The sequence below is a fragment of the Amphritea atlantica genome (assembly GCF_024347255.1).
GTDB classification, from domain to species: Bacteria; Pseudomonadota; Gammaproteobacteria; order Pseudomonadales; family Balneatricaceae; genus Amphritea; species Amphritea atlantica.
Window position 1 is genome coordinate 462,823 of record NZ_AP025284.1, and the last position, 12,391, is coordinate 475,213.

Genomic DNA, 12,391 nt, shown 5'->3' on the forward strand with positions numbered 1-12,391 from the left:
TAACGGGCTTTTTATTGGGGGATAATAAGCATGGACCTGTTTTTTCTGTTGTCGAAAGGTTTCTGGGTGTTAGCCAATCCAGGCAATCTGCTGATTCTGATACTGGTGATTGCGTTGTTTAAGGGCTGGCGGGCACTCTCTTCGGCGGTGGCATTCTGTCTGTTGCTGATTACCTTCTATCCGGTCGGCGATCTGCTGCTGCAGCCGCTGGAAAAGCGCTTCGCTCCACCGCAGGTGTTGCCGGATGAAATTGCCGGCATTATCGTCTTGGGGGGCGCAGAGGAAGCAGAGTTAAGTTCAATCTGGAACCAGCCCCAGTTTAATATGGCGGCGGAACGGGATATGCTGATGTTGCCGCTGATGCAGCGTTATACCGATGTTCCGGTTATTCTTACCGGTGGTTCAGGCTCGGTACGTAAGCCTGAGTTTCGCGGTGCCGATGTGCAGCAAACCTGGTTGCAGCAACAGCAGTTAGATAAACAGGTTATCTTTGAACGGGATTCCCGCAACACCTTCGAAAATGCCATCTATAGTCAGGGCGTTTTGCCGCCGGGTGCCGATTATGCTGATCCGCGGGGCTGGTTGCTGGTGACCTCTGCGTTTCATATGCCGCGTTCAGTGGGCATCTTTCGTGGCCAGGGTTGGAATGTAATCCCCTATCCTGTTGATTATTACTCAAAACCTGCCGGGCTGAACAGCTGGCGGGCTGACCTTGGCCGTAATCTGTATGAGCTGTCTATCGGGGTGCGAGAATGGATCGGTCTGGGCGCTTACTATGTGACCGATAAAACCGATGAGCTGTTCCCTTCCGCGAATCTGGATATCAGTCTGAATGAGTGAACTCATCATCCGTCGCCGCGAGGCCGACCCGAACAGTAAAGTCTTCAGTCAGGTGCACCCATTGCTGGCACGTATTTACGCCAGTCGCGGCCTGGATGATGCTGAGGCTCTGGGACGCAGCCTGCAACAGCTGCAAACCGGCCGGGATATGCTCGGCCTGGCTCAGGCGGTCAAACGACTGCTTCTGGCGTTGCAGCAGGATCAGCATATCCTGATTATTGGCGACTTTGATTGCGATGGTGCTACCAGTACTGCGCTGGCTGTACTGGGGCTGGGCATGATGGGGGCCAACCGGGTCAGCTATCTGGTGCCCAACCGGTTTGAGTTTGGTTATGGCCTTAGTCCGGAGATCGTCAGGGTGGCGGCACAGCAACAGCCGGACCTGATTATCACCGTGGATAACGGCATCTCCAGTGTCAGCGGTGTCGCTGAAGCGAATGCGTTGGGCATCGATGTATTGATTACCGACCACCATCTGCCCGGGGATCAGTTACCGGATGCCTGTGCCATTGTAAACCCGAATCAGCCGGGTTGTGACTTCAGCGAGAAATCCACCTGTGGCGTGGGAGTCATCTTCTATGTGATGACGGCATTGCGCCGGGCGTTGGAAGAGCTGAACTGGTTTGAACAGCGAGGCCTTGCTAAACCCAATCTGGCATCGCTGCTGGATCTGGTGGCGCTGGGGACGGTCGCCGATGTTGTGCCGCTGGAACAGAATAACCGCACCCTGGTCTATCAGGGATTACAACGCATCCGCTCGGGCAAAGCCCGGCCGGGCATTATGGCGCTGATTGATATTAGCGGTCGTCAGCGCAGCCGCCTCAGCGCAACGGATCTTGGCTTTGCCCTGGCGCCGCGTTTGAATGCTGCGGGCCGTCTGGACGATATGTCGATCGGTATCGAATGTTTGCTGACCAATGATTCCGATCGGGCTCAGAAACTGGCGCTGCAGCTGGACACCCTGAATCAGGAGCGCCGGGGGATCGAGCAGGAGATGCAGCAGCAGGCGGTGGCATTGCTGGATGAGTTGCAGCTGGACGCCGAGGGGGCATTGCCTTTTGGGCTTTGTCTCTACGATCCGGACTGGCACCAGGGCGTTATCGGTATCCTGGCATCGAGAATTAAAGAGAAGCTTAACCGCCCGGTGGTAGCCTTTGCCATGGGTGATGCGGGTGAACTGAAAGGTTCTGCACGCTCGGTCCCCGGATTTCATATCCGTGATGGACTGGATGCGGTGGCGGCGAAACATCCAGAGCTGTTGAAGAAGTTTGGCGGCCATGCGATGGCTGCCGGTATGACCATCGCAGCCGACAATCTGGGGTTGTTTCAACAGGCGTTTGATGCCGAGGTGCGGCGTCAGCTGAGCGCTGAACAGTTGCAGCATGCGGTGCTGACCGATGGTTGTTTATCCGGTGCTGAGTTGTCGATGGAGATGGCTGAACTACTGCGTGAGTCTGGTCCCTGGGGACATCAGTTTCCAGAACCTTTGTTTGATGGCGAGTTCTCCCTGTTGCAGCAACGGATCGTCGGCCAGCGGCACCTGAAATTGGTGCTGATGGAACCCGCCAGCGGTATCGCCATTGATGCGATCCACTTTAATGCGGATACTACACTCTGGCCCAATGATTCCATTCAGCGGGTTCGCGCTGTTTATCGACTCGACGTAAATGAGTTTCGCGGGCAACGCAGCCTGCAACTGATGATTGACCACCTGCTGCCTCTCTGATCTGGCAGCTATTTTTGATGAAGAGCTATTTTTTTAAGAGAATTACACCATGAATGATTTTACCCTGGACGAACTGAACACCCTGGTTGCTGTATTTGAGAAGGCCGGTGTTAGCGATGATGGCAGTGCTGAAGCGCTGATGTTCAGTCGTATTAAAACCGCACAGGCAGAGCGTGCTGAACTGGAAAGTATGGACTTTGATGATTGTCTTGGCGGTGCCTGCAAGCTGTGAGTCGCGCTTTTTTGAATTATTTTGTCGGTGCCCATGTCAGCGCTAGCGGCGGGGTTGAAAATGCCCCGCTCAACGCTGCTAAACTCGGTGCCAATGCATTTGCCCTGTTTACTAAAAACCAGCGTCGCTGGGAGGCAAAGCCTCTTACCAAAGGCAATATCACTAAGTTTCGTGATAGCTGTGAACGCTTAGGCTTTGCGCCTGAACAGATCCTCCCCCATGACAGCTATCTGATCAATCTGGGGCATCCGGAACCTGAGGCGTTAGAAAAATCCCGGGCCGCGTTTATTGACGAACTGCAGCGCTGTGAACAGCTGGGTTTGTGCTACCTCAACTTTCACCCCGGCAGTCATCTGCGCAAGGTGGATGAGGAGACCTGCCTTAACACCATCGCTGAATCGATCAATATCGCCCTGGATAAAACCACTGGCGTGACCGCCGTGATCGAGAATACCGCCGGTCAGGGCAGTAATCTGGGCTGTCGCTTCGAACATCTGGCCCATATTATCGCTGGGGTGGAAGACAAAAGCCGGGTCGCTGTTTGCCTCGATACCTGCCACACTTTTGCTTCGGGTTACGACCTGCGTGACCGGGCTGACTGCGAGCAGACCTTCGCTGAGTTTGAACGGATTGTCGGTTTTGACTATCTCAAAGGGATGCACCTGAATGACTCCAAAACGGCGTTCGACAGCCGTAAAGACCGCCACCATAGTCTGGGGATGGGCGAGATCGGTCTGGAAGTGTTCCGCTTTATCATGTCCGACGACCGTTTTCGCGGTATTCCGCTGGTGCTGGAAACTATCGATGAGACGATCTGGGCAGAAGAGATCCAGATGTTGCGAGGATTTACTGATCTGAATTGGTAAATAGCCTGTACGGCATGCAACTTGCTGTATAAAATAACACCTATATAGTTTACCGACAGGGGCCTGGAAGCCCCTCTCCGTTAAAAGGATTTAACGATGTTTCTTAACGCCAACGAAGAACGCTTTTTCTTTCAGCTACAGAATACAGACGATTCGGACCTGTTCAGTCTGGTGCGGCTTAACGGTGCCGAGGAGATTTCGGCGCTGTTTGAGTTTGCCATCGAAGTGGTTTCAGACGATGGCGATATCGATTTCGCTACGCTGATCGGCCAGCCCGCATTCGTCACCCTGTTGGATCAGACCGATGGCAGTGAGGATCTCACCCGCTATATCCACGGCATGGTCTCTGAAGTGAGTCTCGGTGATCAGGGGGTTAACCAGAGCACCTATCATATCCGCCTGGTGCCTAAAATCTGGGCACTGCAGCATCGGCAGAACAGCCGGATCTTCCAGTTTCAGAATGTCCAGACCATCATTCAGACCATTCTCACCGATGCCGGGCTGAGTACCGATGAGTTCCGTTTTGATCTGCTCAAAAGCTATCCCGATTATGACTACTGCGTGCAGTACCGGGAAACCGAGCTGGACTTCATTCAGCGGCTGCTGGCTGAAGAGGGGATTCACTACTACTTCGAACACAGCGACGAAGGCCATGTGCTGGTGTTCAGCGATACCTCCGGCTCCAACCCCGCCATCAGTGGTGATCCGCTACTGGACTGTTTTCACGACAGTCAGGGGGCGGTGCGTGAACAGCATATCTTCAGCTTCAGCTACAGCGAATCAATTGTCCCGGGAAAAGTGACTCTGCGGGATTTTGATTTTAAAAAGCCCAACCTCAAACTGGAATCCGCGAAATCGGGCGAGCTGGATGTGCCGCTGGAGATCTATGACCACCCGGGCCGTTTTATCGATTCAGGCCGGGGCAATAATAACGCCCTGATCCGGTTGGAATCCCTCAACCGTTACCGTCAAATGGCCAGGGGCAGCAGCGATGTTAACCGGATGACACCGGGCTATAGTTTCGAACTCACCGGGCATGACCGGGATGCGCTCAATAGTGAGTATCTGATTGCGCGGGTTGAGCATGAATGTGCTCAGCCTCAGGTGCTGGAAGAGGGGGCATCCACCGAAGGCAGTCAATACAGCAACAGTTATCTCTGTGTTCCCTTTGAGGTGCCGTTCCGTCCGACGACGGAAGTAAAGTCCCCCCATGTGGAAGGCACCCAGACCGCGACGGTCACTGGTCCCGAGGGCGAAGAGATCTACACCGATGAGCATGGCCGCATTAAGGTTCAGTTCCACTGGGATCGCGAAGGCCAGGGTAATGAGACCAGCTCCTGCTGGATTCGGGTCAGTCAGTCACATGCCGGTGGTAGCTTTGGTGGCATGTTTATTCCCCGTATCGGCGAAGAGGTGATTGTTGATTTCCTCGAAGGCGACCCGGACAAACCGCTAGTGATTGGTCGGGTGTATCACGGCCTTAACCGTCCGCCGTACAAACTGCCGGAACATAAAACCCGCAGCACCATTAAGACCAACTCCAGCAAAGGCGGCGATGGTTTTAATGAGATCCGGTTTGAAGATAGAAAGGGTGAAGAGCAGGTCTTCTATCACGCTGAAAAAGATGTTGATCAGCGAACCAAAAACGATCACCGCAGCTGGCTGGGTAATGACCGGCATAAAATTGTCGAAGGCAAAGTTTACAGTGAATATCGCAGCGATGAGCACCACCTGACCCAGGGCGATCAGTTTCAGCAGGTCAACAAAAACCAGCACATCACCATTGGTGAGTCTCAGTTCAGCGCTATCGCTGAAAAACTGATGCAGTATGCTGGCAGCGAGATGCACTATAAGGCAGGCAACCAGATCATTATCGAGGTAGGTACCGAGCTCACTCTGAAAGCGGGTAGTGGCCTGATTAAACTTGATCCCGGCGGTGTCACCATTGTGGGTGCAGGCCTCAAACTCAATGAAGGCGGCAGTGGTGGCAGCGCCGCCAAAGCCGGTCCCATACAGCCCAACCGCCCGCTGGAAGCGGATAACAGCGTAGCGGGCTTTGTCTCCGATCCAAAGCAAGCTGAAATCATCCAGGCCCCTCTGCCCCTCGACTTCCTTGAGAAAAAAGATGAAGTGCGTTTTAAAATCGCCCCGGTACCGGGCGCGAAGGGGTATGACGGCGTACCTTATAAACTTTATCGGGATGGAGCGTTAATTAGTGAAGGTTTAACCGGGCCTGGCGGGATGGTCTCTGCACACCATCAGGAAGGGGCTTCTCAATATGAGGTTGAGCTGTATAACGGTGCCCGAATTCAGTTTGATGTGCTGGAAAAATTCAGTGAGGGTGCTGAAGGCGAATTACAGAAGGCCTCCAACAGAGGTTTCAGGCGATTTGATGGGGCGGAGCATCCAGACGGCCTGAATGATCCGGATAAGTACCTGCGCCAGCAATATCAGGATGCAAAAGGAAAAATAGCGACAGGAGATGCCGATGACTAATATGGATATTCAACAGGCGGCAATTGAAGAACGGACTCTGCGCGGAACAGCAACACTAAACTGGTGGGCACAAAAAGAGAATAAATACGATCCCCGGCCGCACAGTGATATTAAGCCGTTAATAAATGGTGAAAGAGCCTTTGGCGCGGTTGAAGACGCAATAATACATGCTAAAAGCAGCATCGATATTATTAGCTGGGGGTTTGATCCCGCCATGCGGCTTAGCAGGCCTGAAAGTAAAGGGTTAAAAGGTAAGGAGATTGGCACACTGTTAGCGGAGAAAGCTAAACAGGGGGTTGAGGTTCGGGTACTGATTTGGAAGAACGCGCTGGCTAATTTTTTGGAAAATACAGTGGTGGGTGATGGGCTATTCAGTAGAGGAGGCACCATGGCCGGCTCAGGTATCATGTCGACCTCTTCCCCACACGATGCGTATCAGAATTTACTGGATGAACGGTTAGAGCTGATTGTGCTGCGTGATCGGTATAAACATCAACGTGGTGGTACTAATAGCCAGAAAAATCTGGAACGGATTGAATTTAGTTTAGCGCACATTGAAGAGCAGTTGAATAAAGATCATGACTATGGTGGCACAGTACGCGGCAGTGGTGGCACATTCATGGATGCGGATGCTGAAATTTATACCCGCGATTGGTTCAAGCAGGTTCATAGCGGAGGCTTTCCTGGCGTCGAATTTAAAACCCGTGACTTCGATAAGAAACTCGAAGAGCTTGAATTTCACCAGGCGAGGCACCCATATTTAGGCATGTTTTTCGGCCATCGGGAAAAGCTGATGCTGCGCTTACTGTCGGATAAACTGTCGGGTAGGGATGTCTCGTTAACATGGAAAATGGTTGGCGCGCTTGGATTCTTCCCCAGCCATCATCAGAAAATGGTGCTGACCGATTATATGCAGCCAGAAATCGCCCGGGGCTTTGTGATGGGGCATAACCTCCACCGCAATTATTGGGACACAGATGCCCATAACTTCGATGAACCCCGGCGGGACTGGGGGTTTGGTCCCTGGCAGGATATATCCACCGAGGTTAAGGGTCCTATTCTGTGTGATCTGAACGAAAACTTTTGTACCGCCTGGGATAGGGAATCTCATTTCTGGACCCGTTGGTGGGGGACTACGCTGGCTGACGTTCGTTCGAAGATCACCTATAAAGATTTTTATGATGTAAATTATAGTGGAATGGCTCAGATTATTCGTACACATCCGTATGATGGTCGCTCTGGTAAAGGACAGGAAACCTCAATACTGGAAAGCTACAAAAACGCGATCAGTAACGCGACTGACTTTGTCTATACCGAAAATCAGTACTTCCGTTATCCTCAGCTTGCAAAGTGGATGAAGGAACAGGCCATACTACTGAAGAAACAAGGGGCTAAGCGTGAGCTTTATTGGTTCGTAGTGACGAATACTGTTAAGAATAGTTTTTATTCCAGTAGCACCTACGAGATGATGCATGAGGTAGGTCAGGAACAGCTGATGCCACAGGTTCAGCGTGACCGGGTTTTTTTGTTAAAAGAGAAACGTCTCAGATTGAAGAGCTTAATGGCTAATCCGAGGCAGCGGTACCAGGACACAGGGTTGAGAAAAGAGATTCAGGATCTGGAGCAGGAGATCCGGTTGGATGCAGATGAACAGCAACGGTTGGAGCAGAGCGAAGCAGAGATCAACCGGATGGAAAAACTAGAGGAGATGGATGAAGAGGGGCAAGGCATGACCGTTGCCGAGCAGAAGGAATTGGAAGATCTTCGGAAAAAACATGGCTACAAACTGATCGAACCTCACCTGATTACACAGCCGGGGCTAAATGTGGTTGTTGCGACCCTGGTTAGCTTTAAAAAGCTTCCAGAAGGGAAATGTAAATACAAAGATATCTATATTCACAGCAAACTTCAGGTTGTGGATGACCACTACTTCCTGCTCAGTTCAGCCAACATTAATAAGCGTAGCTTAGAAACTGATAGTGAGTTGGGGGTTCATGCCCCCAGGCCTGATATTGCAAAACAGTTTACCGATCATCTTTGGAATCTGCATGCAGGGCGGAGGGAAGGCACCTCAAAAGATGATTTTTCTCATTGGGAAGAAACTGCAACAAAAAACTGGAAACGTCGTATGCAAAAGGAGCCGCTTACATGTTCTTTAACCCGATTCTGGGATACCCAGACACCCTACAGCAAGGCGCTGGACTAAACCGATGGTTACTATTACCGCTTTTTCTGATACTACTTTTAACCGGAGCTCCCGCCATGGCTTTTGAGTTTGAATGTGCCCGTCAGGCGGATTATCTACCACCACTGGATAAAGACGCCGATGAGCTGTTTATGCAGGCTCGTCGTGCAGAAGTGACACCAGGTAACACAGATGAGGAGAATATCAGTGGCCTCTATCAACTGGCGGCTGATAAAGGTCACTGGAAAGCGATGCACAATCTCAGCCGTCGTTATCTGGATGGGATAGGAGTGCCAACCGATAGCGGTAAGGCATTGGATCTCACCGAAAAACTGATCAAGATGAATGTCCCCATCGGGTATTACAATATGGCGGTGCTGCTTGAACGAGGGCGGGGTGTATACCAAGACCGGAAAGCCGCCTGGCAATATCTGCATAAGGCGGCGTCAATGGGCGAGCCCAATGCCTTGGTGCGAATTGGGCAGCATTATGGTTTTGATCTGCCAAAAGAGGATCAGGAGAATGAAAAGGCCGCTGCATACTATGCTTGTGCGGCACAGCAAAATAGCGCGTTGGGTCAACATGAGTATGCAGATTGGCTTGAAATAGTTGATAAGAATTACCCCAAAGCCGCCTACTATTATCTGCTGGCTGCTGGGGGGGGGGACTATCGTGCCGCCATATTTATACGAGGAGTCTTTCTTTATGGTGAACTAGGCTATGAAAAAGATGAAGCCTATGGCTTAAGGTTAAAAGGTTTTACGAAAAAGTTAGATAAAGACCCCCTCTATAAACTCCCTAATATAGCTGAGCGCTACCCGCTGCCTTACCACCCAACGCAGGGCCGCTATAACCCCGAAACCGACCAGAACGAGATGCCTGAATAAACGATGGATGTAAGATTAACAGCAAGGATGCTGAAAGCCGGTTGGTTGGTTATTTTACTACTAACCGGAGCTCCCGCCATGGCCTTTGAGTTTGAATGCGTCCGTCAGGTGGATTATCTGCCAGAACTGGATAAAGATGCCGATGAACTGTTTATGCAGGCCCGTTGAGCAGAGGTGACACCAGGTAACACAGATGAGGAGAATATCAGTGGCCTCTATCAACTGGCCGCAGATAAAGGCCACTGGAAGGCGATGCATAATCTTAGCCGTCGTTATCTGGATGGGATAGGAGTGCCAACCGACAGCGGCAAGGCATTGGATCTGACTGAAAAGCTGATCGAGATGAATGTCCCTATCGGTTATTACAATATGGCGGTGCTGTTAGAAAGGGGACGGGGTGTATACCAAGACAGGAAAGCTGCCTGGCAATATCTGCATAAGGCAGCGTCAATGGGCGAGCCCAATGCTCTGGTACGACTTGGAAAGCATTACGGATATGATCTGCCAAGAGAAGATCAGGAAGATGATAAGGCTGCAGCCTATTATGCCTGTGCAGCACAACAGAACAGTACATTGGGGCTGCATGTAGTGGATGAAAACTACCCTAAAGCCGCCTACTATTATCTGCTGGCTGCTGGGGGGGGGACTATCGTGCCGCCATATTTATACGAGGAGTCTTTCTTTATGGTGAACTAGGCTATGAAAAAGATGAAGCCTATGGCTTAAGGTTGAAAGGTTTTACGAAAAAGTTAGATAAAGACCCCCTCTATAAACTCCCTAATATAGCCGAGCGCTACCCGCTGCCTTACCACCCAACGCTGGGCCGTTATAACCCCGAAACCGACCAGAACGAGATGCCGTAACCGGCTTAATGATGACAAGGAGTGTCAGATTCAAATGTTAGCTAAATGGTTTTACTTGGCTGTTTTAACGATGACCCTGTGTGCCTGCAACAGTGAATCACAAGGGAAAAGCTCGATGACAGACAAGAGTACCGCCAACAGAGAACCCTTTGCTTGCGCTTTTGAAAAAGACCACCTACCTGATATTGATCCAGAGTTGGAAAAACAATATCAGGAGATCCGGGCTTATGAGAAAAAACAGATCCCCAATAAAGATGAAGTCAATATCACCAACCAGTATCAGCTATTAGCGGATCAGGGCCACTGGAAAGCGGCTAGTCAGTTAGCCATGCGTTACCTTCATGGACGCGGTGTAGAGCAAAGTTATTTTAAAGCACTGGAGTGGTTTCAGTGGATGGCTGACCGGGATATCCCTCTGGGGTATTACAACCTGGCGGCTATGGCGGAGAAAGGTCTGGCACTCAAGGAAGATAAAGAAGGTGCATGGCAGTACTATCATCGAGCAGCGCAGTTGGGAAGTCCTCAGGCGCAATATCGCTTGGGTGAGATTTATCTGTATCAGCGTCATGAGGATGCTGAAGGTGTGGCCTATCATCAGTGTGCGGCGAAACAAAATTACCGTGAGTCAGCCAATGCGCTGGCTGCATTCGCGAAAATTGTCGAAAAAAACTATCCTAAAGCTCTCTATTATTATCAGGTGGCGGCGGCGTTAGGTCGAAGACAAAGTATGCAAACTCTCGAAGGTGTGTTTCGAAATGGTGATTTTGGTTATGAGATAAATGAAGTTCTCGCTGAATGTTATGATAAGAAGTACTACCGTTTGCGAAAAAATCCTGATCTTAAATTTCCAAACCTGAACGAGCTTTGTCCTCTTCCTCCGCATCCGGAACAAGGTCTGTATAACCCCGAAACCGACCAGAACGAGATGCCGGAGAAATAAAAGATACTCTGAAAATTAAACGACAAGGATGTTAATGCTATGAAAAAAAAGTATGTCTCTCTTTATGTTATTGCCTTTTTTCTGTTGGTTGCCTCGGGCTTTGCACTGTTAGTTTTCCTGGCGGGCATAGCTGCTGCCGTGTCGGGGTCGGGGAATAGTGCTGGTGCGGAAACCCTGTGGAGCTTTGTTGTCGGATTATTCTGGTTGTCGATGGCTACTTTTGCCATAGCCATTGTTTCGCATATTCAATATAGCGTTGATAAATCCGTGACAGATAAACCCGAAGAGTTTGAGCTGGATCTGGATTCGGAAACGGAATAGCAGAAAGTTGATAAACCGGGATCTTACAAAAATGTTTCAGATAACCGGGTTATCCCGAACTGTCGTGTGTAACAGGAGTCTGGATTATGCCTGAACATTACCGAAAGTTTTATTGGCTGGGGCTCGCGTTGTTGGTGGGCTCAGTCATGATGATAATGGTTTCTCTCGGCGGCATCGCTGCCGGTGTTTCCGGATCAGGTGCCAGCCAGAGTACCGAAGACATGCTGGTGCTGTCGGTCTATGTTTTCTGGGGCTCTTGGGGTGTGTTACTGATGGCCGTAGTCCTTCATCTTAAGCAACGAGCCAATCGGTCGGCGCTGAATGACCAGTCTGGCTCTGATGAAACGGATAGCCGGTAAGCCTGGGAGGGCTTGCCCGGCTGTTGCTTCGATATTATCGTGAGAGCTCGGAGTTTATGACAATTGCCAGCGTCACAGACTTTTATCATCGCTTAATGCTGTCTTTATCCGCTCGACATCCAGCCCCTTAATCAGCTCCACCAGATTGGGAAAGATGGCGGCGTGATAGCCGTAGCCGCCGTTGATCATTTCATCCAGTGCCTGCTGTTTGCTCCAGCCCTGTTCGACAATCCGGTAGGTTGCTACCACGGTGCCGGTGCGGTCAGAACCGTGCCAGCAGTGCACCAGCAATGGTCCCTTGCTGTTTCTGATAATTCTCAGGGCTTCAATTAACTGATCTTCGGTGACTTTGCCGGTGCGTAGTTTCAGCTGATGGAGTGTTAGCGAGGTTTCGCCGGCTTCATCGTCATCGTTATGAAACTCTCTCAGGTTGAGCACCTCTTTGATGCCGAACGCCGCTATTTGGGGGAAGGCTTCGTCGCCGGGTTGTTCGGAGCGGTAAAGGTAATTATCAACACGGTAGAAATTGTCCAGTTCTGAGCCGATAACCGGGGTGGCCCAGACGTCGGGACGCAGTCGGGTTTCTGCATGGCTTATCGCGCTGAGTGCGAGCAGCAGAACGGTATAAAGTGCGGGAGTAGTGAAGCGAGTCATGGTGAAATCCTTTTCTTGTGAA

Annotated in this window: 13 protein-coding genes; 12 read left to right on the forward strand and 1 reads right to left on the reverse strand. The window is 50.9% G+C overall.

The window, feature by feature from the left end; genetic code table 11:
- Nucleotides 1-30 precede the first annotated feature (30 nt).
- The 12 genes from OCU43_RS02185 to OCU43_RS02240 all read left to right on the forward strand — a co-directional run bounded on the left by OCU43_RS02185 (nt 31) and on the right by OCU43_RS02240 (nt 11,715).
- Nucleotides 31-840: a YdcF family protein gene (locus OCU43_RS02185; protein WP_091355203.1), complete on the forward strand. Its 810-nt coding sequence runs from the start codon at nt 31-33 to the stop codon at nt 838-840.
- Nucleotides 833-2,566 carry a single-stranded-DNA-specific exonuclease RecJ gene (gene recJ / locus OCU43_RS02190; RefSeq protein ID WP_091355205.1) on the forward strand — a complete coding sequence of 578 codons (1,734 nt, stop codon included), beginning with the start codon at nt 833-835 and terminating at the stop codon, nt 2,564-2,566. Before OCU43_RS02185 ends, recJ begins: the two co-directional genes overlap by 8 nt.
- 49 nt (nt 2,567-2,615) lie before the next feature.
- Nucleotides 2,616-2,798, forward strand: coding sequence for a hypothetical protein (locus OCU43_RS02195; RefSeq protein WP_091355208.1), 183 nt, complete (start codon nt 2,616-2,618; stop codon nt 2,796-2,798).
- A complete protein-coding gene (nfo, locus tag OCU43_RS02200; RefSeq protein ID WP_245756511.1) occupies nt 2,795-3,664 on the forward strand; it encodes a deoxyribonuclease IV in 870 nt (289 codons plus the stop codon). Before OCU43_RS02195 ends, nfo begins: the two co-directional genes overlap by 4 nt.
- 96 nt (nt 3,665-3,760) lie before the next feature.
- Nucleotides 3,761-6,160 carry a type VI secretion system Vgr family protein gene (locus tag OCU43_RS02205; RefSeq protein WP_261832964.1) on the forward strand — a complete coding sequence of 800 codons (2,400 nt, stop codon included), beginning with the start codon at nt 3,761-3,763 and terminating at the stop codon, nt 6,158-6,160.
- A complete protein-coding gene (locus OCU43_RS02210) occupies nt 6,153-8,366 on the forward strand; it encodes a phospholipase D-like domain-containing protein (RefSeq protein WP_175483615.1) in 2,214 nt (737 codons plus the stop codon). Before OCU43_RS02205 ends, OCU43_RS02210 begins: the two co-directional genes overlap by 8 nt.
- 56 nt (nt 8,367-8,422) lie before the next feature.
- On the forward strand, nt 8,423-9,232 hold the full coding sequence (locus OCU43_RS02215; protein ID WP_175483616.1) for a tetratricopeptide repeat protein: 810 nt from the start codon (nt 8,423-8,425) through the stop codon (nt 9,230-9,232).
- A 3-nt stretch (nt 9,233-9,235) separates the two neighbouring features.
- Nucleotides 9,236-9,400, forward strand: a complete 165-nt coding sequence (locus OCU43_RS02220) for a hypothetical protein (RefSeq protein ID WP_175483617.1) — start codon at nt 9,236-9,238, stop codon at nt 9,398-9,400.
- A 6-nt stretch (nt 9,401-9,406) separates the two neighbouring features.
- Complete coding sequence (locus OCU43_RS02225) at nt 9,407-9,928, forward strand: tetratricopeptide repeat protein (RefSeq protein WP_091361968.1); 522 nt, start codon at nt 9,407-9,409, stop codon at nt 9,926-9,928.
- A gap of 201 nt (nt 9,929-10,129) precedes the next feature.
- Nucleotides 10,130-11,035, forward strand: coding sequence for a tetratricopeptide repeat protein (locus OCU43_RS02230; RefSeq protein ID WP_245756645.1), 906 nt, complete (start codon nt 10,130-10,132; stop codon nt 11,033-11,035).
- Between the two features lie 39 nt (nt 11,036-11,074).
- Nucleotides 11,075-11,356 (forward strand): hypothetical protein, encoded by a 282-nt coding sequence (locus OCU43_RS02235; RefSeq protein WP_091361972.1) that lies wholly within the window; start codon nt 11,075-11,077, stop codon nt 11,354-11,356.
- An 86-nt stretch (nt 11,357-11,442) separates the two neighbouring features.
- Nucleotides 11,443-11,715: a hypothetical protein gene (locus OCU43_RS02240; RefSeq protein ID WP_091361974.1), complete on the forward strand. Its 273-nt coding sequence runs from the start codon at nt 11,443-11,445 to the stop codon at nt 11,713-11,715.
- 72 nt (nt 11,716-11,787) lie between these two features.
- Here the strand turns inward: OCU43_RS02240 and OCU43_RS02245 are convergent, their stop codons facing one another.
- A complete protein-coding gene (locus OCU43_RS02245; RefSeq protein WP_091361976.1) occupies nt 11,788-12,369 on the reverse strand; it encodes a phosphatase domain-containing putative toxin in 582 nt (193 codons plus the stop codon).
- Nucleotides 12,370-12,391 lie beyond the last annotated feature (22 nt).

Coding starts and splice junctions, on each gene's coding strand:
- OCU43_RS02185 (WP_091355203.1), top strand. CDS start 31: ATGGACCTGTTTTTTCTGTTGTCGAAAGGTTTCTGGGTGTTAGCCAAT.
- recJ (WP_091355205.1), top strand. CDS start 833: ATGAGTGAACTCATCATCCGTCGCCGCGAGGCCGACCCGAACAGTAAA.
- OCU43_RS02195 (WP_091355208.1), top strand. CDS start 2,616: ATGAATGATTTTACCCTGGACGAACTGAACACCCTGGTTGCTGTATTT.
- OCU43_RS02205 (WP_261832964.1), top strand. CDS start 3,761: ATGTTTCTTAACGCCAACGAAGAACGCTTTTTCTTTCAGCTACAGAAT.
- OCU43_RS02210 (WP_175483615.1), top strand. CDS start 6,153: ATGACTAATATGGATATTCAACAGGCGGCAATTGAAGAACGGACTCTG.
- OCU43_RS02215 (WP_175483616.1), top strand. CDS start 8,423: ATGGCTTTTGAGTTTGAATGTGCCCGTCAGGCGGATTATCTACCACCA.
- OCU43_RS02220 (WP_175483617.1), top strand. CDS start 9,236: ATGGATGTAAGATTAACAGCAAGGATGCTGAAAGCCGGTTGGTTGGTT.
- OCU43_RS02230 (WP_245756645.1), top strand. CDS start 10,130: ATGTTAGCTAAATGGTTTTACTTGGCTGTTTTAACGATGACCCTGTGT.
- OCU43_RS02235 (WP_091361972.1), top strand. CDS start 11,075: ATGAAAAAAAAGTATGTCTCTCTTTATGTTATTGCCTTTTTTCTGTTG.
- OCU43_RS02240 (WP_091361974.1), top strand. CDS start 11,443: ATGCCTGAACATTACCGAAAGTTTTATTGGCTGGGGCTCGCGTTGTTG.
- OCU43_RS02245 (WP_091361976.1), bottom strand. CDS start 12,369: ATGACTCGCTTCACTACTCCCGCACTTTATACCGTTCTGCTGCTCGCA.